This window comes from Burkholderia sp. Ac-20344, from assembly GCF_017104975.1.
GTDB lineage: Bacteria > Pseudomonadota > Gammaproteobacteria > Burkholderiales > Burkholderiaceae > Burkholderia.
The window spans coordinates 1-23980 of the sequence record NZ_JAAGPP010000142.1 but is presented as its reverse complement, the minus strand read 5'-3'; the positions used below and the strand labels follow the sequence as shown (position 1 = coordinate 23980).

Annotated in this window: 18 protein-coding genes and 1 pseudogene; 6 read left to right on the top strand and 13 right to left on the bottom strand. The window is 58.2% G+C overall.

Annotated features, from left to right (window positions below; translation table 11 throughout):
- The 7 genes and pseudogenes from G3N64_RS31690 to G3N64_RS31660 all read right to left on the bottom strand — a co-directional run.
- A pseudogene (locus G3N64_RS31690) lies at positions 1 to 136 on the bottom strand (acetyl-CoA C-acetyltransferase); the annotation flags it as partial.
- A gap of 292 nt (positions 137 to 428) precedes the next feature.
- Entirely contained in the window at positions 429 to 1013 is a 585-nt protein-coding gene (phaP, locus tag G3N64_RS31685) for a TIGR01841 family phasin (protein WP_205787689.1), read from the bottom strand.
- 501 nt (positions 1014 to 1514) lie between these two features.
- A complete protein-coding gene (locus tag G3N64_RS31680; protein ID WP_205787687.1) occupies positions 1515 to 2279 on the bottom strand; it encodes a ParA family protein in 765 nt (254 codons plus the stop codon).
- A gap of 101 nt (positions 2280 to 2380) precedes the next feature.
- Positions 2381 to 3004 (bottom strand): DNA-3-methyladenine glycosylase, encoded by a 624-nt coding sequence (locus tag G3N64_RS31675; protein WP_205787686.1) that lies wholly within the window; start codon positions 3002 to 3004, stop codon positions 2381 to 2383.
- Positions 2991 to 3539, bottom strand: coding sequence for a G/U mismatch-specific DNA glycosylase (gene mug / locus G3N64_RS31670; RefSeq protein WP_205787693.1), 549 nt, complete (start codon positions 3537 to 3539; stop codon positions 2991 to 2993). The genes G3N64_RS31675 and mug overlap by 14 nt, the downstream gene beginning before the upstream one ends.
- A gap of 357 nt (positions 3540 to 3896) precedes the next feature.
- Positions 3897 to 4754: a DUF3226 domain-containing protein gene (locus tag G3N64_RS31665; RefSeq protein WP_205787685.1), complete on the bottom strand. Its 858-nt coding sequence runs from the start codon at positions 4752 to 4754 to the stop codon at positions 3897 to 3899.
- Positions 4754 to 6970: an AAA family ATPase gene (locus tag G3N64_RS31660; RefSeq protein WP_205787684.1), complete on the bottom strand. Its 2217-nt coding sequence runs from the start codon at positions 6968 to 6970 to the stop codon at positions 4754 to 4756. The genes G3N64_RS31665 and G3N64_RS31660 overlap by 1 nt, the downstream gene beginning before the upstream one ends.
- 546 nt (positions 6971 to 7516) lie before the next feature.
- Here G3N64_RS31660 and G3N64_RS31655 point away from each other — a divergent pair.
- From G3N64_RS31655 to G3N64_RS31625, 6 genes are all read left to right on the top strand, one after another.
- On the top strand, positions 7517 to 8266 hold the full coding sequence (locus tag G3N64_RS31655) for a hypothetical protein (RefSeq protein WP_205787682.1): 750 nt from the start codon (positions 7517 to 7519) through the stop codon (positions 8264 to 8266).
- A gap of 165 nt (positions 8267 to 8431) precedes the next feature.
- Positions 8432 to 8674, top strand: coding sequence for a hypothetical protein (locus G3N64_RS31650; protein WP_205787681.1), 243 nt, complete (start codon positions 8432 to 8434; stop codon positions 8672 to 8674).
- A 323-nt stretch (positions 8675 to 8997) separates the two neighbouring features.
- Positions 8998 to 9198 (top strand): hypothetical protein, encoded by a 201-nt coding sequence (locus G3N64_RS31645; RefSeq protein WP_205787680.1) that lies wholly within the window; start codon positions 8998 to 9000, stop codon positions 9196 to 9198.
- 52 nt (positions 9199 to 9250) lie between these two features.
- Positions 9251 to 10561, top strand: a complete 1311-nt coding sequence (locus G3N64_RS31640; protein ID WP_205787679.1) for a hypothetical protein — start codon at positions 9251 to 9253, stop codon at positions 10559 to 10561.
- 984 nt (positions 10562 to 11545) lie between these two features.
- Positions 11546 to 12451: an aldo/keto reductase gene (locus G3N64_RS31630; protein ID WP_241021309.1), complete on the top strand. Its 906-nt coding sequence runs from the start codon at positions 11546 to 11548 to the stop codon at positions 12449 to 12451.
- 457 nt (positions 12452 to 12908) lie between these two features.
- Entirely contained in the window at positions 12909 to 13760 is an 852-nt protein-coding gene (locus tag G3N64_RS31625) for a GMC oxidoreductase (protein WP_241021308.1), read from the top strand.
- 170 nt (positions 13761 to 13930) lie between these two features.
- Here G3N64_RS31625 and G3N64_RS31620 read toward each other — a convergent pair whose 3' ends face one another.
- The 6 genes from G3N64_RS31620 to G3N64_RS31595 form a co-directional block, all read right to left on the bottom strand.
- Complete coding sequence (locus G3N64_RS31620) at positions 13931 to 15886, bottom strand: UvrD-helicase domain-containing protein (RefSeq protein ID WP_241021307.1); 1956 nt, start codon at positions 15884 to 15886, stop codon at positions 13931 to 13933.
- Positions 15883 to 18180, bottom strand: coding sequence for an AAA family ATPase (locus G3N64_RS31615; protein ID WP_346778850.1), 2298 nt, complete (start codon positions 18178 to 18180; stop codon positions 15883 to 15885). The genes G3N64_RS31620 and G3N64_RS31615 overlap by 4 nt, the downstream gene beginning before the upstream one ends.
- A 338-nt stretch (positions 18181 to 18518) precedes the next feature.
- Complete coding sequence (locus G3N64_RS31610) at positions 18519 to 18953, bottom strand: hypothetical protein (protein ID WP_205787676.1); 435 nt, start codon at positions 18951 to 18953, stop codon at positions 18519 to 18521.
- Entirely contained in the window at positions 18950 to 20956 is a 2007-nt protein-coding gene (locus tag G3N64_RS31605) for an integrase (RefSeq protein WP_205787675.1), read from the bottom strand. The genes G3N64_RS31610 and G3N64_RS31605 overlap by 4 nt, the downstream gene beginning before the upstream one ends.
- Positions 20953 to 22497, bottom strand: a complete 1545-nt coding sequence (locus G3N64_RS31600) for a site-specific integrase (protein WP_205787674.1) — start codon at positions 22495 to 22497, stop codon at positions 20953 to 20955. Before G3N64_RS31600 ends, G3N64_RS31605 begins: the two co-directional genes overlap by 4 nt.
- A complete protein-coding gene (locus G3N64_RS31595) occupies positions 22472 to 23734 on the bottom strand; it encodes a site-specific integrase (protein WP_205787673.1) in 1263 nt (420 codons plus the stop codon). Before G3N64_RS31595 ends, G3N64_RS31600 begins: the two co-directional genes overlap by 26 nt.
- Positions 23735 to 23980: the final 246 nt, after the last annotated feature.

Here is a 23980-nt window from a genome sequence, read left to right as displayed (position 1 = left end):
CGGGCTTCACGCCCGCACGCTCCAGCACCGCGCGGATCACCGTCGCGCCCAGCTCGGGCGCCGCAATCTTCGCAAGCGAACCGCCGAATTTGCCGACCGCGGTCCGCGCGGCCGATACGATCACTACATCCGTCATGTCCAGTTCCTGCATCGAAATCAGTTCGTTGTTCTGACGCCGGCGCGAGCCGGCCTCGGCTGGCGATCGCGCATCTCGGGCCATCCGGCGCGATAGCGGTCGCACGCCGCCGTACGGCGCGCAGCACCCGTTCGCACGAGCGGCACACCGGTACGGCTCGCCGGGTCACCGGCGCCGTGCGGCAAACCGGACGTTCGCCTGGCGCCGCGCGGCACACGCGGCGTCAGGCGCCATCCGGCGCCGATCAATCGTGCCGCGCTAGTGCGCGACACGTACTTGCGTGGCTACGCGTTTACGCAGCCGATTCGCGTGCGGCCGCTGCGTCCTTGCGCGCGGCGGCAGCCGTTTGCTTGGCACCACGCGTGGCCGTTTCGCTGACCGCGTCGAAACCGCTCTGTGCGGCCTCGATCGCCTGACCCGTGGCTGCGCGCACGGAGTCGGCCGCGGCGGTTGCGGCGGACAGCGCCGAGTTCAGCGCGGCCACCACGGGCGCCGAACCGGCCGGCGCATGCTTCGACCATTCGCCGAGCACGTCCTTCAGGCGCTTGTCGTTCTGTTCGTATTGCGCTTGCGCGACCTTTGCCCATTCGGACTGCGTCGACACCGCGATGTCGAACAGATGGCGGCCGTACGACACGACCTTGCCGGCCGCTTCCTGCGGCACAGCAACCTGCTGCGCGAAACCCACGGCCGGGTTGCTGCTGTTGAACGCGTTCTTCAGCTTGTCCTCGTATTCCTCGAGCGCCGTCCGGGCCGCTTGCAGGTTGAGTTCGACGACAGCCTCGAAACCTTTGATCGCCGGACGGGCGACCGCAAACCACGCGGCGATACCGGATTGATATTCGGCGTTGAGTTTTTCGGGGGCAAATACGGACATCGGGCACGCTCCTGTTTGCAATGCGAGAGACGACGTAAAGAAAATTGGAAGTCGGATCGACAGCAGACTTCCTTATTGACAACCCGCCACTTATTGGAGCACGGGAAGGTGAAGGAGCCCATTCTAGATCGATTAATTGTCAATTAAATGGCATTAATGATAGGTGTAAACCCTTATTTCGATTCGGAGTGATTGCTGAAATCCCTGTCGTGCCGATATCCCGGACAAGACCGGGCATCACTTTATCCTGCAATGCATTCTTACCTTTTCACACAATAGCGGATCATGACGACGCGCAACATTTACAAATTCATTATTCCGCTTATTAGAAAACCGAGGCGCATTGAAAATGGAGCGGTCACTTACACAATATTTTTTCTCGATTTATTGTGAAATCGTTTTCGGAATTATTAATGATCGAGTTAATGATCGGATGAATTTCGGGTCGCAATGAAAAACGGCCGCGAGATGCGGCCGTGTCTCCAGCAGGCCGGCGCGGGATCAGCCGGCCAGCTCGCGATGCAGCGCGAGGAACTCCTGCGCGAGCTTATGCCCGGGCTCCAGATGGATCACCGGCTTGGACAGCTGATGCGACTCGCGGATCTTCACCGACGCCGACAGCTTCGACGCGAGCACCGGCAGCCCTTCTTCGACGAGTTCGTCGACCAGCCGCTGCGGCAGGCTCGCCCGCGGCTGGAACTGGTTGATGACGATCCCTTCCACCTCGAGCGCCGCGTTGTGGTCCTGCTGGATTTCCTTCACGTTCTCGAGCAGCGTGTACAGCGCGCGGCGCGAGAAATCGTCGCAGTCGAACGGGATCAGGCAGCGCTCGACCGCGATCAGCGCCGAGCGTGTATAGAAATTCAGCGCGGGCGGCGTGTCGATGTACACGGCGTCGTAGGTGTCGAGCTCGTTCAGCGCGTCGCGCAGCTTGTAGATCTTGTAGCGCGATTCGAGCTTGCCGTGCAGCGTGTCGAGATCCGGATGCGCGGGCATCACGTCGAGCCCTTCGAACGGGGTCGGATGGATGAACGACGCGACGTCGACCGGACGGAAGTTGAAGGTCAGCGCGGTTTCGAAGAAATCGGCGACGCCCGGCTGCGCGTCGGCCGCGGTGTCGCCAAGCAGGTAGCGCGTGGAGTTCGCCTGCGCATCGAGATCGATGACGAGCGTGCGCAGCCCTTCGCTCGCACTGATCGCCGCCAGGTTGCAGACGATCGTCGATTTCCCTACGCCGCCCTTCTGGTTGAATACGACCCGCCGCATTGTGTCTCCTCGATCGAAACGTCGAAAAGAGAAGCTTAGCCGGTCAATAATGGCGGTCGCGTGACGCAGGTCGAATTGCGTGCGATTGTGTACCGCACGCATCAACTGCGCGGCTGTGGCCCCGATACATACCGGTTGCCCGGCACGCTCCACCGCCACGGCAGATCCGTGCCGACGCGAATGCCGATGCGCGGCCCGCCCGCCAGATCGGTGGGCGGCGAGACGCCATCGTCGACGATCGCGAACCCTTCGTGCGCGCCGATCAGGTCGACACCATCCTGCGCGCCGCCGATCCCCATCGCCTGGGTCAGCCGCGCCGGCCCCCGGCACAGGTCGCGATCGCGCGTCTGCGGCGGCCGTGCCGCACGCATGTGTTCGAGCCCGTGCAGCGGCTCGAGCGCACGGATCAGCACCCCCGTTCCCGTGCCATCCGGGCCGCACACGCAGTTGCAGCACCAGTGCATGCCATAGGTGAAATAAACGTACAGGTGCCCCGGCGGCCCGAACATCGTCGCATTGCGCGGCGTCTTGCCGCGATAGGTGTGCGCGGCCGGGTCGATCGCGCCGGCATACGCTTCCACTTCGACGATCCGCCCGGCCCGGCCGTCCGCGGCCGCGAGGATCTTGTTGAGCAGTTGCGGCGCGACGTCGGTGGCCACGCGGTCGAAGAATGCGCGGGGCAGCACGGCGCCCGGCCACCGGGGCGCGGTTTCACGGCGCCGCATCCCGCCCCTCTAGTTGACGACCGGAAACGGACTTCGCCTGCAGACGAAGCTGACGGTATGCGTCGACCAGATCGTCGAGGCCGAACGCGAGGTTCCTGCCGCTGGGATTGGGCAGCACCCAGACGCTCGCCCCCTGCATGCGAGCCGGTTGCAGCCCCCACTCGACTTCCCGCCGACCGGAAAGCGCCGCGTACGCCGCCTTGCCGAGAAAAGCGACGAAGCGCGGCGCGTAGCGCGCCAGCTTCTGGTCGAACTCCGCGGCCGCGGCGATGAATTCCGCGCGCGAAAGCTGGTCGGCACTCGCGGTCGGCCGTTTCACCACCGCCGTCAGGCCGCAGCCATACCGAAGTATCGCGCGATCGTCCTGCGGCGAAATTTCCGCCGGCGTGAAGCCCGCGAGATGGATCACGCGCCAGAAGCGGTTGTTTCTCCCCGCGAAGTGATGCCCGGTCGCGGCCGCGGTCAGGCCCGGGTTGATCCCGCAGAACAGCACGTCGAGATGCGGAGCGATGAGGTCGGGAAGTTCGTCAGCCACGTTTTGCCTGGCGCGCAAGGAACAGCGACGTAAACGAAAGAAGGCCCGAAGGCCCGGGCCAAGCAGCTGGCTTGACTCGGACATTCGGGCCCGTCGTGATGCAGGTGTGCCGGCTTGCCGGTCAGAACGGTTATGCACACTAAAAAGTGTTGATAGAAGCCGGCTTTCCCTATGCCTTATAGCGGCCCTGACTTGCCACATAAATTTTTTGTAGGTTATCGCCAGCAAGCCACCTTGTCTAGAGCAGAAATTGGCCTTCAGGACGATTCTGTGGGTAGCTTATAGTCAAGGCGCTCTGGACAGTGGTCTGCCAAGCGCCAATATAGTCGCCAAATCTGGTTAGTGAATACCCACGTGTCACCACGGAACTCCTTGAAGAAAGCTCACGAGAGACTGCGACTCCGTGCCAATGAAGTGCTTGTCGGTAAGGCCCGGCGTAGCTCCCTTCGGCCTACCGATGACGACGCTCATGGGATCGCCAGGATAAAGGAACTGGCCGGTCACATTGATCTGAGCCTTGAGCGACTCCGATCTCTTCGTCGATACAGGGTCAGCAGGCTGAGCGTTGTTTTTCAGATAGTCGCCTGCTGCATTCCAACGTGCACTCCACTCAGATGCTACGAGAGGAGCAATGATTTCCTCAAGCGTCCCCTTTTTGCTGGCTTGGTCATGAAAGACGTAAAGCCCCACGGGATGCGAGCCTCTAACCCATTTGCCATGCGTCGGCGGTGGTAAGTTAGGCAGCAGTGCGGCGTACTCCGCCACAAAAGTCGACTCGCGCTGCGACAAAGACTCGTCAGCATCGAAGACAAACGCTGCAGCGATCTCCTTCACATCAGTGCCGAATGCCGGATTCAACATCGCGCTTACGTCGGCAAGCAGGTCGATCGCCGCCTGGGCCGCACCGTCTCCATGACATCGGACGAGCACGTAGAGCGTGTCGTTGGACTTTACGATGGCTTCAAAGGCCGGAGGCGGCGCATGCGCTGCCGCCTGCAACCTCAAGTCGTTGAGAGTACGAGTCGAATATCTCTTCGCAATAAAACTCTCAAGCTTAGGCTTGAGCGGATTCGCTGGATCGGGAACAGGCCCTAGCGGCGAAGGCAACTTCCCGATAGGGTCTCCAACCCAGGTCGCAGTCACGACTTGGCCAAGGCTGCGAACGATGAAAGTGACGTCGTGATTGCCCTCACAAAATACGAAGACAGCTTTCATCATAGCCTCCGCAGATCCACATCACCGAGCTCTACAGCCCGCTTAAGGTCTTCACCACTGAAGCGGACGACACTCTTTGTTGTTTTGCCCTCCCGCTTAAGAAGATAAGCAACAACCTCCTCTATCCGATACCCATTCAGCAAGAAAGCGTCGATGGTCTCCTTGCTGTGGGTAGAAACGAATATCTGGCACTCGAACTCAACGGCAAGTTCATGCACGAACTTTGTGAATTCGAGAAGAACCCCGGTATGCAGAGCGTTCTCAAACTCGTCAATGAGAACCACTCCCCCTCGCGCTCCAGCAACGAGAAGCCCTGTCAAGAAAATCCGCTGAATACCCTCACCAAACGAAGCAAGGTCCACAGCTTCGCCGAACGAGTCATGAGTCACTAGAAAGCGGCGGTACTCGTTGGCTAACTCGATGTCGCGCACTTCCGCATCGATGTGAGTGCGGATGAATTCGACAACGCGCTCCTTCAGCTTCAATCGGATGCTCTCCTCGTAGCAGCGGGTGAGCAGCTCAGGATCCGATAGCGAAAAGGGTGAGTGGAATACCGATGGAGCCAGCCATCGCGGTTCGCCCGTAAGTCGCGTACGACGCGCTCGCCCCGAAAAAAAGTCCGTCGCGGACCGTTGAGTGCGCCCCGCGTAAGCCGCATCCATGATCAGCGTGCGGAGGTAGCTAGACCAATCTTCGTCCGCGTCCTCAGGCTCGTCCTTGACTGCAATTTTCAGAGAGACCGCATTGTCAGCCCGCTTATCGTAACAGCCACTCAGCAAAACCTCTCGCGGGAGCTGCGTGACACAGAACGCGGGTGCCGCACCAAGATCCATGCGGGTTCGCCGCCGCAGCAACTCGAGTAAGCCACGCGGGTCAACCTGATTGGCAAGCAGGTAGACTGCTTCAAGCACACTCGTCTTCCCAGCGTTGTTGATGCCCACGATCAGGTTTACCCGACCGAGCTTCTCGAAACCTACGCCAGCGAGTGCGCGATACTTGCCCACACTAATCGACTCGAAGTGCGATTGGGGAACCTCGGTGAATACCTTCCACGGTTGCTCCGACATGCTCGCAGTCGCTGGCTGTCGCTTTCGCGACACAGCCACGGCTTCAAGTCGCGCAACAAGATTCTCGACGCGATCAAGCTCAGTGCTTGACATTTTGGGCGCCAACTCAAAAAGGCGAGCGGCGTCCTGATTGCTGCGTTCAATGGCACCGTCGATCTCATTTTTCACGAGCAAGTCGCTAGAGAGCGTCGCCGCCTGCAAGCTGCGCGTCTCCTCAAGGCGCCTCACTGCAATGGGATCTTCGATGACTTTAGCTAGCTCTCGTATCTGTCCACCGGTGGTAATTACCCGTTCGCCGAGCACCCTTTTGCTTCCGTTCTCTGGTTCGTCCTCCTCATCGTTCTCATCCTCCGGTTCCCGGGACAACCACGAGAACAGCCGCTCCAAATTTGCAGGATTGCTCGCCTTTTCATTGTCATTGTCCCACTCGAGCCAGTCTCGCAGCGAGGGCGCCTTAAGCACCTCGCGAAACAGGTTGAACATATCAGCTGTGAACTGGTCTCCATAATCGCTTGCGCTATAAGCATCGGCCAGCGCCAGGGTACGCAGGCTGAGGTTGAACTCGCGTTTGCTGACACCGAGGGATGCGCAGATTTCTTCAGGGGCCTTCTTGAACTCGTCGCGCAGGCGCTTCATCAAGCGCGCTTGGTTCACCGCCGGCCAACGGGCCTTTCCACTTATGTGGTGGAGGCCCATTACGACGAGATGATGGAAGTCGTCACGCTCTTCGTAAAGGATGCACGGTACCTTTTCGAAGATAGTGGAATCGAGATTACCGAGAATTCCAGTGGAGTCTTGCCACCGCGCTTGGAGATGCTTCAGCGTTGCGACCCGACGGTTGCCCTCAACGACAAGGAATTGGCGCTCGCCGAGCTTGCGAACGTGGATCGGCTCAACGTCCAGCCATCCGTTCTGCTTCAGGCTCGCTACAAGGTCACTGACTTTCTCTTCGTTCGGACCTAGGATAAGCCTTCGGGTACGGCGTTGCACCTCATCATCCGTGATTTGGGCATCCTGAACCTTGGAATAGTCATCATGGTCGATGAATCGATAGTTATTCGGATCGAGGTAAAGACTCGACAGTGCCAACGTTAGGCGACGGCTCTTGCTCTCGACATTCGGTATAGGCTGAGGTGCTTCGTCGGTCATGATCTCCGTCTTCCATGGCAATTAGCGCGCCGGTCGCCTACTGTAAACGACTCGACGATCTCGTCTGTCTGCGCCGATCCCATTTTGCCTCATCCTTGGATACAGTACTGCTCGGCGCCAACATACATGTTGATGTATGTGCGAAATTTTAGCTACTCAGATGGTGAACTGAGCGTAGGCCGTCGCTCGCGGTGAGCCCCATCCCTCGATGCAAGTTTCGGTTGCTCACGCTCGTTTTGCCCTCTTGCTCGGGGACCATCCGATCGGTTTGGGAGTGAAGAGTCCCGTCGAATGACCGATTTAACGAGTAGTCGGCCGACTGGTTGTGGGCGGCACGCGACCGCTCACCGCCCCCTATCAAACTTCGGTTTGCTCAACTGTAGTGCCCCAGACGCCGCGCAGCCCCCCTCTGCGGGGCGACCCGCGAACGCCCGGAAGTCGTCCGGACAGGCTCCCGGGCGTCACGGATATGCTGCACAATGACACCCACCTATCCGTGCGCCTGTCCGGACACGAGGACCAGAAATCCCTGCCCAAGGCAAACAATTGAATATCCCGTCAACCACGATTGCGGACATTCGTGCCGCGATCGAACCGGTACTTGCGCCTGTGCGCCAGTCCGTCCATGACATCCAAGTTGAGACGACCGGCCACAGCCTTGAAGTGCGTTTCCGCTCCACGCCTGAGCAGACACACTACGGATGCATGTTCCGACTCGTCGTCGACGACGGCAATGGCCGAATAGGCATCGATACGCTTCTGAAGCCGCGAGGCACGGAGCGCGGTGTGGGGCGCCGCCTCATCGCCGCCGTCCGCGACGTCGCAACCCAGCACGCATATCGCCTGTTCATTCTGGGACCAGTCAACGGCTTCTTCTGGAAACTGGTCGACTGGCGTGGACACGTCGTTAACCGAGAGACGGTGGAGATCACGCATGAAACGCGGCTCGCTGACGTTATTCCCGGTCAAAGCACATTTTCTGAACTCGACAGAACCTGCCTAACGGAAGCGCACCGTGCAGTGGGTCGCGAGCGCTTTGCTGCCGCGCATCCTCACGTCGTCGCCGAGATCGAAGCGATGGGACCGCAAGTCGCCGCACTGCTGGGAGTCGACTACGAGCAGCAACGTACGGGCGCCATCGAGCTTGGGATGAAGGAACAGGCACTCGCGAGCGGGATCGAGATGTTTGATCTTCTCCTGGACTACGCCATCGATTCCCAGCCCGAGCGGGAGCAAATTCGGCAGCGCCGACGTGAGTTGATTGCCCAACTGCTCGGGCAGCAAATTAGAGAATGAACATGACGAAGAAAGGATCCAGCACCTCAACCGAATATGAGCAGGTGGCCCAGATTCTGCTCGACCGGTTTGCGCAAGACTTCGGACTCTCGTGGGTCGAAGGCAAGCAGGACGTCCCGGCTCGCGCAGGAGGACCTGGCGGCGATCGCCTACCGGATAACGGACGTGGGCGCTTCCGGAGCGATCACCGTGAGCCCCTTCGACCTGCAGGTGGGCGCAAAGAAGATTGCGGCGGTGAACAACATCGCGCATGTGCGGCTCACTCCAGACAGCACCGCAAACGAGTTCCAGATGCAGTTCCTCAACCACATAAATTTGAGTTTTCACGACGTGGTCACCGCCACGGTGACGGACCGCCTCACGCTGACAATTACTGATACGGACGGGACGCGGATCGAGGACGTCTAGGATCCCTAAACTCTCGGCGTATCACACCAATATTTTGTCATCCACGAGGGATTGAAAAATGGTATGCGGCTGAGCGAACCCAACGGTGCAACCCCGCGCGGGGAAACCGCGCCCGAGGAGACTTGAATGGCCGAGATGACCAACCCCTACCGTGCGCTTCAGAGCTATCAGGGAGCCTACCGAGACGGTCGAATTGCCGCTCGTGGACTTTGGCATGAGCCCCCTTGGTTATCGCGCGCCCACGGTTCAGTTGAAACTTCTTTCGTGCTTGACGAGTTAGTGAGCGCATGCTTGAATGAAGCATACACGAACGGGGGTTGGCTATGATTAAGTCGAAGACGCTTGATGATCTTGTGGCCGCGTACCAAGCTGCAAAGAAGAGCGGCGATTCGTACACTATCAAGTCCGCTGAAACTGCGCTCGACAGCTTTCAGCATGCTGAGGCGGCGCTAGTCGCAATGCGGGTCAGTGAGGCAATGTCTGCAGCAGTCACGGGTTTTGTTGTAGACGCCAAGAAGGGCTGACTGCTCGCGCCCCGTGAGCCCAGCTGACAGGTTCAGGAGCCGCCTTCTTCCATTGACACTTCGCCAAGCGAGGCGGCGATCAGTGTTATATCGGGAGAAGTTCCAAGGAATCCGGATTGACTCGGGCTTTGGTCTTGCGGATCTTGGTCAGCTCCCTCTCGTCGAAAAATCCGAGCTTCATGCCCACGAGTATGAGTGGGCAAGCGGCCCGGGAGTATGTGCTATCCAAAATACCTCCGGCTCGACGGGAACACCGCTGTTCATCTACAGGACTGCGGAAGAGTACCGTTTCCTTCAGGAGTTCTTCAGCCGTGCAAATGGCTCACTGAAGGAAAAGGCGCCAATTTCTCTGCATCTAACCATCCCACAGCACGGCTCGCCGACACCAATTCCTGGCCCGCTATTCACGCTGCAAGCTGCCGCGCATACAAACAAGCTGCTCAGCTACGCCGTATCACTTTTACTCAAGCGGTTTGAGGTCCCGGCTCTTGACCATCAAGTGTCGGTCCTTGCCGGAGATCACAACTCCATACTCCTGCTCACACAGTACGCTCGGGAAAATCCCGAGCTTGCAGACCAGATAAGGCTAAAAGCGGCCTGTTTGACGGGGCGCCAGCTTACGGCCAGATGGCGAGCCCTTATCGCGTCGACGTTCGGCTGCCTAGTCGTTGATCGCTTTACGCTTTCCGAGGTTTTGGGCGGCGCGACCAGCTGCGCAGACTGTGGCGGATACCATTTCGACCCGCAGGTAGTCCCAGAAATAGTGGAGGATCCACGAAAGTCATCGAATCCGGTTCGATTCGGAACCGGGTATTTGGTGCTGACTTCCCTTGCTCCTTTCGTGGCGAATCAGCCGTTCATCCGGTACCGAACCGGCGACCTCTTTCGAGCGGAGGCCACAGCGTGTCGAGAAATCTCCTACTTTCCACTTGGTCGCGCAACACAATCCTTGCTCTCGACTCACTTGGGGCTCAGCGATCGGCCTGAAGTATTGCTTCCGATGAGGGATCTTGTCGATGCCGTGGATGTCATCGAGGACATAGAACGACCGCCATGCTTTGCCGATGTGTCTCTCGTTCGGGACAAGACGAACATAGGCCTACCGCTAATGCGCGGTGAGGTCGAACAGATCGACAGGTGTATCGTTGTGCGAATCAGGATAGCGCTTCGGACAGGTCGCACGGGAACGCTTGATCCTTGGAACGTCCCAGAAGATTCCACCCTGTCGACACTCGCGCGGCTTCTTGTGTCTCGGATCGGTTCCTTCGAAGGCGTCAGGCCGGAGATCGTTTTGTCACATCGTGAGGAGTTGGAGACTGTCGAAAAGAGCAGCACGTTCTGGATTGACAGTCCGCAGAAGTAGGGGGTGTCGGTTGAAGTATGAAATCGGAATTCTCGGCGGAGGCTTCACAGGTCTGCTATTGGCCCAGCGCATGCGAGCAATAGGTATTCGCGTGGTCTGCTTCAGGCACACCGGCGACGTACGTGAGCAGTCGCAGCACTGTCAGGGCATATTGCACACGGGGTTGAAGTATCTCGACATGCCGACAAACTCCCGGTTGAAAGCTCGCCTCAGGGTCAGTCAAGAAATCTGGCGTCGGGAGTATTTGGCTGAGAACGGGGTATTTTCAGTTCCTCGGAATTGCATACGTCGCGTAAGCTATCTGTTTCATGACTGTACGACGAGTCGCTTGTCTGACTTCCTAAGTATTGCTCATGACCATGCTGTAGCGGCAAGAGCAGCCTTAAGCGGCAATTGTAATCGTTGGTCTACATTGGGATTTCATGGCGCCGTCGTCGAAACGAGCGAGACCGCGCTCGATACGTCGATATTCCGTGAGCATACTAGGTCAGGTATCGATGACCAGTTGGCTTCACCGGATGGTTGGCGGGCCGCATCGCGATTGCCTGGTGGATATGTAGTGTTCAGCAATGAGTTGACGGTGGAGTGTGACTATCTGATTGTCGCGGCCGGCGCCCAGACTTCACAGATTTGTGCGGACCTTGGTATGAATGTCCGCACAAAGAGACGCCCGATCCGATCCGCCTCAGTTTCCAGGATGCCATTCCCTACGACATTGCATATCTTTCGGCCAAACGACGTACGCCCATATATCACGATATCGAGCGCGCTCAAAATTGAGGGGTGGGTTTGGAGCGTGGGCGGCGAACTAATGAGCTCCTGCACGAACCCAGATGTACTACAGGAACTCCTCGCGTTCTTTCCGAATCTAGACCTTCGGCACGCTCAATGCAAAATCGATGTTTTGGACCGGATCGAGCCTGATGATGGGAGACCAGACGTAGCAGAAGACGGGTTGCTAGCCACCAGCGATGGCTTGCTCGCTTGCATCCCGACGAAGATGACGCTAATCCCGACTTTTTTCGAGCCAATCGTGCGCTCGTACCAACTGCATCAGCAAAACAGATCGGCGAGTTGCTCGAGGACACGGCCATGAAGTTCCGACGTATCAGACCACTCGATGGAGTTCCCGAGTTGGATCTCAGCGTCGTGGGCATCGGCGCCGTGAAGTTCGGGCGCATTCGAAACCTCAAGTATCCGATTGAGCCTCAAGCGATCCCATCGGACGAGGAAGTATGGAGCGTTCTGGAAACAGGGCGCACCGCCGGAGTCAACTGGATTGATTCGGCTGTTGCGTACGAAGCCGCGAATCAGCGTCTGGGAGAGCTCCTGGGTGGGCGAGATTCGCACTGGAAGATCTGCACCAAGATAGGCGAAAGGCACGGAGAAACGGGGTCAAGGTACGATTTCACGCGAGCTTCGCTCGAGCAAGACGTTTCTCGATCACTGTACGAGCTCAAGCGGTCTCGGTTCGACCTTCTCTTGCTTCATTTACCCGGTGGCGGCGAGGAGCGGAAAGCGTTCGAGAAAGGCATCAGGATGTTATTGGAGATGCGCAGGCAAGGCATAGCAACGCGCATCGGTGCGTCACTCCACGACCCGGAATTCGTGCATGAAGTCTTGGAGATGGTGGATGTCGTCATGCTCGATGTCAACCTACGGCTGGCGGGGCAGCAGGAATACCTTCGCGGCCTTCCTGCCGGTTCAGTGATTGGAAAAAAGCCACTTGGTAGCGGCCACCTGATTCAGCCTGCGAGCGGCTTCTCGCTCACCGAGCTATTGCAGTACCCCCTGCAGTTCGAATCCGTTGGTGCGGTCGCGATTGGCACTACCTCGGCCAAGCATTTGGAGGACTGCCTTGCCGCAGTGGAGCAGTGTGCTGAACGGTAAGCACGGCCGTTGCTATGACATTTGTATTGTGGGTGGCGGTCCCGTCGGACTGACCGCGGCAGTCGCAATGTCGAAAGCTGGCGCTTCTGTGTGCGTGGTGGATGCGGGCGACGCTGGCCTCATCGATCCACGAATCATCCAACTCAGTGATACTTACTCGGTAAGCAGCATCCGGGGTTTGGGGGGCGGGTCGTCTGCGTGGGGAAACGTTTGCGCACCGCTACGCGACTTCGAGATGTCGGATCGCCCCTGGCTTGACACCCCAGGATGGCCGATCTCTTACGCTGACCTCGAACCTTACTATGAGACCGGTCTCGAGCTTTGTGGCTTCACCAAAGAACTAAGTAGTGAGTATTTGACCCAGTTCTCTCGCCCCGCGGCTGGTGCAGGTGCCCTTACTGAGTACTCTTGGCTATGCCGAGCTAGCCCGCTCATTTTTGTCGCGCCCGACTCAGACTTGGTCGACATCATTACCGGGGTCGAAATTGTCCGTCCTCGGGTTCGTGGTGGCTCCTGTGTGGGGGTCGTCGCTCGCTCGGCAGATGGCTTGATACAGATCGACGCAAATGCGACGTTGCTGGCCGCCGGAGCGCTCAGCAACACGGAGATACTTATGCAAGCGGATCAAGCCGGCCATCCGACTTTTCGCGCTAGCTCTGCGCTCGGGCGCTACCTCTCGGACCACTACCGTTTCCTTGTCACAGTCGAAAACGTCAATGCGAGGGAGCTTTCGCGATGGCTGCACGGCTATTCGCAGCATGAGTACATCCGGCGAGGTGCGGCGATCGATTTAGGAATTCAGGCAGACTTGCGCTTGGTATCCGCGTCCATCTACCTGTCCTCACTGAACGGTACTACCGCCAAGTTTAATGTCGAGGTTGAGCAACCGCCCGAGTTCGAAAACCGCCTGGAATTCTCCCCCAAAGGCCTTACGGCCCGCTTTCTTCCGGGCGAAACGGTGCTCACCACCTTGACGTATGCTGTAGAGCACCTATTGGAGGATCTGCATGTGCCCTCCAGTGCTCGATCAATGCTCGAGGACCATATTCGGAAGAATGCCACGCAGTTGACCACGATTTCACATCCGTCGGGGACGACAAGGATGGGACCGAGTCCCGACAAAAGCGTCGTGAATTCACACTTGCAAGTTCATGGAGTGAGCGGCCTATACGTCTGTGGTGCGTCCGTTTTCCCAACTGCAGGAGTCTGCAACCCTACCCTCACATCGATTGCGCTCGCATTGCGCTTCGTGGACCATGCCCTCGGTCGAACCGCCCCGCGTCGAATCAAATCCGAATTGGCGAAATAACGACAGCAAGAGATCTTCAATCGGCGGTGTTGCGGTGACACACTGGTCCCACACGACGGACTCTAACCGCGCCGTTGCAACCTTTCGCCTTTCCGCCATGACTTAAGGCAATGCAGTGATAGCTGACATCGGCATGGTCCGTTCGATTGCTGAAACACTCCGAGCAGTGGCTACTTCAAAACGGTCACCTCGCCCGCGGAGAACCATTCGGCCCGGTTAATTGCGTCAAGCACTGCATTTGGGTTCTTGGCCCAAAGAATTAGAGCGAGGCTTTCCTCGGCTCGGCTGCAGGTAACGTACAAAAGCCGCAGGGTTCGATCGATGATGGTCTCATTTCCATCATCAACGTTCTTCCGGTCTGTCGGACTCAGATCCTCAGCACCAAAGAGTTTGTCGTAGGAGAACTGCGTGCCGCCGGCTTCCTCATCGTCCATGACAACCATGACATGCTTGAATTCGGAGCCCTTGACGACTTGGTGAGTCGCAAGTTCGGCTTCTCCACCAAGGTAGGCGCGATACCGAGCAATCTCTCGCCAAGGCGTGTTAAAGAGGGCGTGCCATCCACGTTTGCGTCGGTCCTCCTTGGCTTCCTTACCTCTTACCTTTGGTTCTGGCGGTGGAGGTGACGTATCGCCAAATGCCTGGATCAATCGGAAGTCGGCTTCGAAGAGCCCGCCCTCAAGGACCGGTACCAAAACCTCCCGAACGGTTGCTCCCGGCTTGGAAGTGACGTCGACGAACCGCATGACTGCAGCGTGAATGTTTTCCAACGCAGCTTGGCGCTCGGCGCTGGCCAGCGGCACCTTTGCAAGCGCGCCGTGCAAGCGCAATATGTCAATAGCGGCAAACTCATTCAGCGAGCCATCCGGCTGCCGGCACTCAGCAAGTTCAAGCATTGGACCGAGGAGCGGTCGAACCATGGCAGGACCGGTCCGCTCTCCGTTGCTCTTGGGCATCGCGGAGTCCTTGTCCAGCAGATCCATCGCGTTGTATGCCTCGAAGAAGTTGCCTCGCTTGGCGGCCAGCTTGTGCTCAAGGGCTAGCGTTTTGTAGCCACGCGCTCCATCCTGCCACGCCGCACTAGCTGTCTCGGCTGCCATAGCCAGCGCGCACTCCGTCTCCTTCTGAATCTTCTCAGCGGTACTCGTATTGGTATCGCCTACAAAGATGCGAACGATTCCACCGTTCTTCTCCGTCCGAGCATGCTGGGCAACGCCAGTCTTGGGTTGAGTGCGGCCGTCAATATCCGCGTCCCAAATCTTATTGATGAGCTTTACGATGCGTTCCTGACTGCGATGGTTCATCTGCAGCGCGGGGCGTGCCCAGTCTACCGGCACATGCGAGGGAAGGTCGTCGTGACCGTCCGGGTAGATGCGCTGTCGATGGTCGCCAACGAGTCCTAGCGTGATATGACCTGATCGGCTTTTCGAGAGCTCGAACAGTGCGTCAAGCACTCCTTTCATCGTGTCCTGCGACTCATCGATGAGGATGAGGGGATGTCGGTCCTCCAGGATGCGCTGCAACGTTGGGCGCTCGCGAATGAGCCACGCTGTTACTTCCAGAACCTCGGCATGTGACAACGCGCCGGGGCCGTAAGTGTTCCGGTCCGGGTGGTAGATGAACGCGTCGATCTTCCGGATTTCCTCGGCCTCCGCCTCGATTTCTGCGTACTTCTCCCGGTCCTTGTCCGACTCGCCCTTAACCTTGCCCATCGCATAGGCCTTTGCTGCAGCAAGCCTCTTGGCGTTGCGAATGAGCAGAGCGTCTCGGATGTCCTCGTCGAAATCCTTGATGAGTTCCCAGCAAAAGGAGTGGATGGTCGACACTGCGGTCAGGTAGTTCTCTCCGAGCCGGCCGTTGACGACGGCGGTCGCGTTCTTGGTGTAGGTGATGACGCGAATCGACTGTCCACGGGACCGGAGCCGCTCTGCATACCGGCCGCCCGTTTCGTGCTTCGCCACGCCAGTAACGCGACGCAGGACCTCGACCAGCGTGCGAGTCTTCCCGGACCCTGCGCCGGCGAAGAGGAAGAAGCAGCGAGGCGGGGTCGCAGTGATGTAGCCGCAGATGTCTTCGACAACGTGAGCATCGCGGTCGTTTCCAAGGGACTGCAGTGCGGCGCTCAAGGGGTCTCTCCGGCCGTGACGTTGAGTTGGGCGCTCAGCCAGGTGAGCGCGTCAGCGATGTATGCGGGGCATGCCAAGGCTTCGCCTACGTTCAGCCGTTCGAACAATGTTGCCGCGAAATCGCCCTTGCTGAAATTCCCGCGCAACATCGCATGAAGTTCCCTAAGTAGCTCGGTGTGATCAGGGTGGTCGAGCACGAGACCTATCACCTTCCCTAGTGCGCCACGGTGGTCCTTCTTCTTTCCAGAGACGGGGTCCTTTTCTTCGTCCAACGCCTTGAACCAATCGATGTTGGAAAGGACGAGAGCATCCTCGAACGAGCTGGGCCATTGGTCGCTTGCAGCCGCAACGGGAAGCTGCCATGCAAAGCGGACTTTGACGCCGGAGTCCGACGTCCACTCCAGTTGAGCGGGCGTCGGCTTCCCATAAGCCTGGAAGTCCGGCAGCTTGGGGTGCCACGAGGTCAGCGTGTCGTTCCCGCACTCGAGGTCTGCTTGATCTGCGATGTGCACCGCCGCTCGCACGATGCGCCCCTTTTTGTTTTCGGTTGGTACCACGGGGTCCAAGTCGGTGATAACGGCCGTTGGGATCCCCAACCGCTCTACCAGCGGCCGGAGGCGGTGAGCATGGCTGCCTCCAATGTCAAGGAAGGACACATACTTCTTCGCAAGCTTAGGAAAGTCCCGCTCGATGAAAAGCGGCACCAGCATTCGTTCCGCAGTGCCCTCCACGAATATGGCCGCATCAGCAAAGAGGAGATCTGTGTGTTGGACCTGGAAGTATCGCTCGGCGAATATCCTGGTTTCATTGTCGTCGCCAAAGGCATCGCCCAGATTGACGACCTCGGTACTAGGCTTAACGCCCGCTCCTGTACTTGCTACTCGCTTCACGTATCGCAGTCGCGTGAAGCTGTCTCCGTGGGCCAGATGGCTCGAATGCGTGCTGATAAGCATCTGACTGCGAAGATTGCTATGCACCGGCTCCTTTGGGCGAATGAGCTCATGAGCATTCGACGAAAAGTTGCGTTGAACCTGGACGTGCAGATGGGCCTCAGGCTCCTCAACCATCACGAGGTGAACTGCGGCTGGATTGCCCTGGGGCGGATTGAGGCGCGCGGCGCGGAACGACACGAGCATGAAGCTCAGCGACTGCAGATTCTGATAGCCGAGTCCGATAGAGTGCTCTGGCAAGGACTCGTCGACGGCAGTCTTGTCTAGGCTGTATTGAACCGCAGTGCTGTGGGCAAGAAGGTCCGCGGTCTGAATACGAGTGCGGAAGTGAAATTGCTGTGGGTCATGCAGCCCCGGATACCCCAGAACCTCCACGTCCTCCATCGCCGGCTGAAGCGCCTTGTAAATTGAATCGTCAAGCTCAGCCTGAGCCTTGGCGATGGCGGCCACCAAGTCTTCGCGATGACCGTGACCGGATGGAGCGACGTTCAAGTGCTGCCGGGCGAACTTCAAAAGCTGGCTCGAGAACAGTCCAGGACGCGCACTCGCCGACTCTGACCGCGCTTCGTCCTCTTCGGCGCCGAGCCCTCGTTGAGCAGGCACAAAATCCACGCGGATGAGCTTGCGCAGAAACTGCAGTTCGACGGGCTGCGAGCCAAGCGGCAGTTCCTGCGGATCGCAATGCTTCTTGGCTGGCGGGAGCCTCTTCGCGGGGTCAAGGCGGTATGCGGCGATGCGGCGCAGGTCTGCGGAGTGCCTGAGCCAGTAATCAAGCAGGTCCATTGGCCAGGCGTGGCCATCCTTCGGAAGCTTTCGCACGTGAGCGCGCGCTTCGCGGTAGCGCCACGCCAACTTACGAAGCTCATTCGCGTCTGTAACGGGCTCAAGCCGAACCCGCACGCCAACTGCGCCACCCGACCACTTCAGCGAAGTGATGAAGGGAGCCACATGGTTGTACGCACCCTCCTTCGCATCGAACCAAAGGTCGATAAACGGCATGCACGCGAGGAGTTGCCGAAACTGCTCCTCCCATTTCTCGGCATCCTTTGAATCCGTAGTGGGGTCCTCGTTGAGCACCTCCCAGAGTTGACTTAACTCGCGCAATTTCGCCCACTGCGAGAGGCTGATGTCGAAAGCGCGGAAGCCAGGCGACTCGCTCAGGAAATTGCGAAGAACCGTGAGAAGGGAAGTCTTGCCGCTATTGTTGGCACCTACCAAGATAGTGGTGGCCTCATCGAGCTCAAGACGGGTCTTTGACAAGCGTCGGAAGTTGCAGACCTCGACGCAGGCGAGTCGGATTGGTGAAATGCTCGGAGGCGCCGCTGCTTCGGCGGACGGTGCCACAGGCGCACTCGGCGGGGAATCCACGGCCGAGTTGACAACGGGAGAAGAAGCAGAAATCTCGTGCGGAAACATGGCACCCCTTTGCGGACGCCGCGCTTGTTGGCGGCGATTGTTGTAGTGGTTGCGAGATCGCCCCGGCGCGGCAACCGGGTGGTCAATAGATCAAGAATACCGTCACTTTACCGCTGGGACTACTCTCTCAGTAACAACAACCGGATTCCCAATCGCGCCTGCAACTGCCGCGTCAAGATCGGACACGATAAAAGGAGCATTGCCGCCAAACTCTTATAACAACCTATTGATGGTCGACGCAAACAGCGCTATCAACGTTGATGGCATTACCTCTCCTCTTTCGTTCTATCACGCTCAGGTTTAGGTAGTGGAGCATTCAACATCAGCACGGTCACCCCTTTGCGCTCAGCGTTGTGCGCCCAAGTCACGAATTGCTCTTTAAGCAATTGGTTTTCTGCTTCAAGACGCTCAACTTTCGCCTTGTAGCGCTCGACCTGCGCAAGCGCAGCCCGAATACGCTCGTCACGAGGCGACCCTGACTCAGTTTTCCAGGTTCCTCGCAAGGCGTCCTTTCTCAGCGCGAATGCATTCGCAACCTGGGGGTACTCGGAAAATGTGAATCGCGAATAGGTAATGCCTGTAGCCTTTCGAACCGCCTCGATCAGCAATTCCCAGGTTAGCTTGCCTTTCCATCCGTCAAGGGTGTCGAGTACGAGCTTGATACGTTCATCGGTCAGGTCTGGTGCTCGGGCCTTTTTCATGACAGAAGCTTTCGTCCTTCAGCGTTGAGGACGTTGATGGGTTGGGTAATATCAGAGGTGATCAAGGCGGCATTGGTCAGGTTGAGCCGGATGCGCGATCCAGGTGGTATTGAAGGATCCTCCATGATGGACAGCAGGGCGTTCACTCGCTCAAGCGTCCTAGTCTGATGCTCGACCCATACGTCAGCACCATACTCTTCGTCGCTGAGCGCTTCTCGCGCCTCCCTCAGAAGGAATTCGGTCTCATCTTTCAACAACCGGAGATTGGCCTCCTTGTGTTCCTCTCCTTTGACACACTCCTGCTCCTCGCAATTAATGCAGTCCCGGTACATCTGGCATGGCTCACTAGCGAAGTTGTGCATGCACCAGCCGTAGTCCGTAGTGTGGGCGGCAATGACACCCATTCCCTTGAACTCGCTTCGCGTGATCAATTCTCGCGTCTGCGCAGGAACAAGATTAGCGGTAAAGCCTATTTTCAGAGACTGGCTGATTGGCGCCTGCACTTCATCCGAACTCATGTGATCGTAGGCTCTGTTCTGCCGTAGGTCCTTACGCCCAGAGAATATGGCAATCTCTGCGCTGCTTAGACCGCCTATCTGGGCGAGCATGTTCAGGTAGTGTCGAAGACTGTGGCTCTTGAGTTCGATAGGCGAGCCGTCGTGCTCTGTGAAGCCGAAACGTTTAAAGATCGACGCCCGGCCTTCCCGTGCCCCAAACGGATTCGTGACAGCGCTGTAGTCCACGCAATTGAACATGCACAGATATGTGGCCCTCTGCGCGTGCAGCTCGTTTGTGCGGACAATGGCGATGGCGTCTTTGCATCGAAGATTAGGAGTGCCAGGAACGAACGGGAAGGTCCCTGGCAGCATTGCAAGTACAGCACGTTCGACATCTTCAAATCGGTAACCGATCTTTCGCTCGCAGAGCTGCACTCCCTGAAGTTTCTTTGTCACCTTTGCCCATGTATTCGCCGAGTTCGTTGCACTCTTTTCGCCCCACAAGATCAATGCCACTTCCCCTGGCGTGAGCCCATCTCGCTCACGCAGGTGAGCTGCACCCTCGTGAAGAAAAAGACGCCCCGGATTGTCGGTGTACCAGGCTGCAATCTCCCGAGCAGGCACAGTCGCCTTTACCAGGTTCGAGACAGCTTGCTTCGCCACTGGGACCATCTGAGTGGGTAGCCACTTGGTGGTGTCGTTCGAGCCCTTGGATCCGGGCCAGCGAAGGCCGAATTTACCCGCGAACCTACCGTCGCCTTCGACTGTGCAGTTGCGCTCCAGTCTGAGGACCTCGTTGATTCGCTCTGGCGCGCAAAGCATTAACGCCGTATAGCTTGATACCAGCACGTCCGTCGAGTCAACAGCCTCCTGGAAGATACCGCCGAGCGCCCGCAGCGCAGCCGCAGAAGGCAGTTTCTCCTGTCGCGCATTCAATGCCTCCTTCGAAATTCGGGAGCCGAGCTCCTGCGGCTTCTTCATGTCATGGACCCACCGCTGTCGAAGCGAGATGAAACCCTTCGAATTCATGAGATCCGCGATCAGCTCCAGTTGCCCAGCAATTCGATAAGCCACACCGGATGACACCTGCTTTCTGGCTAACTCGACGGCAGTGTCCAACACGTCAACGTTGACCGCGGTCGGCCGCGAAGCTTTATTCCATTCGCGCAACGCCGACTCCAGGCAGCGAAGCGCGGCAACCCGCACGGATTGCGAAACGACAGGGCGCGTATCGTGAAGATACACTAGGGCTGCCTTCGCAAAGTCCAGGAACGGCTGGGGCATGGCCGGCTCGTCTGCAGACTCGCGAGAAGCCTCCAAGGAACTGAAGATCGCCCTGTGTATCTTGTTATGGCCCTTCAGATGCCCAATATCCCAGGAATTCCGATTGAACTGTCTCCGGGCATCCAGCACCTCGGATTGCTTGCAGAGATCGACAAAAGCTTCTAGGTTAGCCTCAGGCTCCAACTCCGCGCGAGGAGTGAAATGAAGAACGGTCGTGTTCATGCAGTCGTCCCCGATCTACGCTGCTCCTGCACCAAGGCGCATTCCGCAATGACCTCCCGCACCGCTTGAATGGCATCATCGTTGATTGCTGCCAGTCGCTCGTCGCTTGCCCAGCGCATGCGCTCATCTTGTAGCCGCTGAAGCACTTTTTCATGAGGTGCGTCTAGCCACGGCTCGAACTTGAAACACGTATAACAAGCGGTTGGGCGAGGGAACCCACAGCCTTGCGCCTTACCGGCGCAGCTCCCGACGGGCTTCTTTGCGACACGGAAGTCAACGATGCGACTCCCTGGCGCGCCCTTATGTGTCGAGTGTTCCTCATCCTCAATCAGGCGGCCCTTGAACGCGTGCGCCAGAGGCGCCAGTTGAAGACCCATCGCTTCGTCAATGTTTTCGACAATCTTGGGCGAGGCCTCGAAATAGACCTCAACGTGCTGAAGATCCACGTGACCTAGGCGGTCTGCAATGACAGCTTTGCTGGCGCCTTCCTCCGCAAGCCGTGTCCCGAAGGTGTACCGGAATCGTTTGGGCGCGATCGGCATGGGCTCGAATTGGAGGCGCGCAGTCGGCGGCGCTATCGGCTCTAGCATTTTGCTAAACGCCTTGGAGAGAACATCCCTAGTGCAGTGGCCGAAGAACAGATCGTTCCCCAGTCGACGCTCGATTCTCCAACCGACCGACATCACGAATGCGTCAGGAAACAGTGGTGCGTCGTCACCATAGCCTTCGGCCTTCAGGCTCTCAATGTAATTTAGTACAAGGCGACCGGTCTGCGGACTCAGGTCGAACTCTTTGAAAGTCACACGAGAGTGTGCGTGCCGCGTTTTGGCTTGCGGAAGCCCGAGCACGAACGAACCTTTGGGTGTGGTCAGGTCCATGATCTTGAGGGAGGCATACTGGGAAATTCGCCCCCCACAGGCGAACAGCAGCCGCGTCAGAACAATCACCCATTGCGGCACTTCCCCCTTACCGTACGCCGTATCGACGGCCTTGTAGAGCGCCGAGTATTCCGATTCGCTGAACGGCCCCTCAACAGGGTCTTGGGTGCGTACGGCAGCGCCCTTTTCATTGCCCGGTTTGCGCTGCTCACGCAGATACCGCATGCACCCCGGTTCGACGCCGCTGAGACCGAGGGCACCCCACTTCTGAAGCAGCACATTCAAGGTACCAACGCGCCATTTCTCGTGGTCCTTGAGCCGAGCAGCGTAGTTCGAAACCTCCGCGACAGTCACGGAGATCAGCGGCACGGAGTCCACTCGAAGAGCGAGGAAATGCACGAACGCATTAAAGAGGTTGATGACGTGACTCGCCGAGTTCCGTTTTGCGAACACAAGCAGCGAATACTTCAGCGAGTCGCGCGGAAACGCCTCAGACAGGGCCAGCCTGCGAAAGTCTAGGTGGAGGCGAATCGTTCCATCAACCCAGTCCCAGACCTCGTCGTTCGGTCGAAACGTAATACCGCTCTTCGTGCACGCGTTCTCAGGAAGTCGGAGGACGAGTTCCGCCGATGTGCCCTTACTCGTCGCGGTTGAGCTTGTCATCGAGTCGCTCCTGCAACTTCAACGAAATATCCCGCCCCTTCTTCGCGGTATGCCTCCGGGTATAGGTAGCAGCCATCTTCGAGTTGTCGCTCCACCCCTGCTGATTGTTACGGGCCTTTTCTTCGACTGCATCGGCAAGACCCATCGACTCAGCATGTTCCGAGAAACGCTCGTTCCATGTGTGTCGCATCACATGACTCGTCAGGGATACCGGCAGCCCAGGGCAGGCCTCACGCAACTGCCTGAAGATCTTGTCGATGCTCGCATGGGATAGCGGCGCTCCTTCATCAGAAACGAAGACCTGCGGAACAGCACGGGCAGCCCTGATGCTTCGACGTGCCTTGTTGATAAAGTCCCACAACGCCCTCATGATGGCCGGCCTGAGTTCGATCTCCCGGTCATATGTTTTCGTATTCGGTTGAATTCGGCGAGGGTCCTCCACTGCATCAGCTCGCCGAATGATGCGCAGCTTCGGTTGGCTCGGATGCAGGTCGCCGATCTGCAGGCCAAGTAGCTCGCCCCGTCGCATGCCGGAAGCCAGCAGGATTACGACAATGAGCCAGTTACGGTGACGGACGTAGCCTCGACTCCATGGATTGTCCGGCGAATCAGGATGGACGATGCTGACGAGCCGTTCTTCTTCCTCCCGGCTGAGACCGACACGCGCATCGAGCTTGGAGCGCTTCGACACGGAGGGTATGTGTTCCCGAAATACCGTCAGCGCCCGACCAGTCTCCGCCTCAAGCTCCCGTCGCGCCTCTTTCGGCAGGGTGGAACCTACATAGGTTGATATGAAGTCAAGGAAATCGGCCATGTATCGGAGACGGGACGCCTGAGTTCCAACGTCCACCGGCTTACGATCCGTGACAGCGCTGCTCCGACGCAGGCCAATTCGCGCAAGGCGAATGACGTTTGGCTTGTTTCCATTCTGCGCATCCGCGTTGAGGTCGCCAGCTCGATACTGGGCGGCCGATGCCACGCGGTCGAGCTCCGCGATAGTAAGAAATTGCCCCTTTGCCAAGCGCTCAAGCAGATCGACCTTGATTGCACTCATTTCCCGGTACAGGACGGCAAGAGTGCAACATGCGAAGTGGATCGTATTTGCCGATCGCCCCTTTCTGCGAAATTTGTTCAGGTAGACAGTGACCTCGTGAACTGGAAGTCCATAAGGAACCTGAAGAACGGAGTGGCGTTCTCCATTCCTAAAGCGGATACGCTCGGCAACGTATTGCGGCATCAACCCACCATTTTCTTCAAGTAGTGGTTAAGCTTTCCGCCCAGTGAACCACAAAAAAATCTGTTGGTAAAGAAAAAAGCCCGCCTCCTAAGGAGAACGGGCTTTTACCAACGAAAAATACCGCTAGTCAGAACTAGAACGGGATATCGTCGTCCATCTCGTCGAAGCCGCCGCCTGCCGGTGCGCTCGGACGGCTCTGCGCGCCGCCGCCTGCACCGCCACGCGCCGCACCGCCGGCGCGACCAC

Bases quoted from the DNA above. Each gene is read 5' to 3' on its own strand.
- G3N64_RS31660 (WP_205787684.1), bottom strand. From the start codon at position 6,970: ATGACCGACGAAGCACCTCAGCCTATACCGAATGTCGAGAGCAAGAGC.
- G3N64_RS31600 (WP_205787674.1), bottom strand. From the start codon at position 22,497: ATGACAAGCTCAACCGCGACGAGTAAGGGCACATCGGCGGAACTCGTC.
- G3N64_RS31665 (WP_205787685.1), bottom strand. From the start codon at position 4,754: ATGAAAGCTGTCTTCGTATTTTGTGAGGGCAATCACGACGTCACTTTC.
- G3N64_RS31645 (WP_205787680.1), top strand. From the start codon at position 8,998: ATGATTAAGTCGAAGACGCTTGATGATCTTGTGGCCGCGTACCAAGCT.
- G3N64_RS31595 (WP_205787673.1), bottom strand. From the start codon at position 23,734: ATGCCGCAATACGTTGCCGAGCGTATCCGCTTTAGGAATGGAGAACGC.
- phaP (WP_205787689.1), bottom strand. From the start codon at position 1,013: ATGTCCGTATTTGCCCCCGAAAAACTCAACGCCGAATATCAATCCGGT.
- G3N64_RS31605 (WP_205787675.1), bottom strand. From the start codon at position 20,956: ATGAACACGACCGTTCTTCATTTCACTCCTCGCGCGGAGTTGGAGCCT.
- G3N64_RS31610 (WP_205787676.1), bottom strand. From the start codon at position 18,953: ATGAAAAAGGCCCGAGCACCAGACCTGACCGATGAACGTATCAAGCTC.
- G3N64_RS31675 (WP_205787686.1), bottom strand. From the start codon at position 3,004: ATGCGGCGCCGTGAAACCGCGCCCCGGTGGCCGGGCGCCGTGCTGCCC.
- G3N64_RS31680 (WP_205787687.1), bottom strand. From the start codon at position 2,279: ATGCGGCGGGTCGTATTCAACCAGAAGGGCGGCGTAGGGAAATCGACG.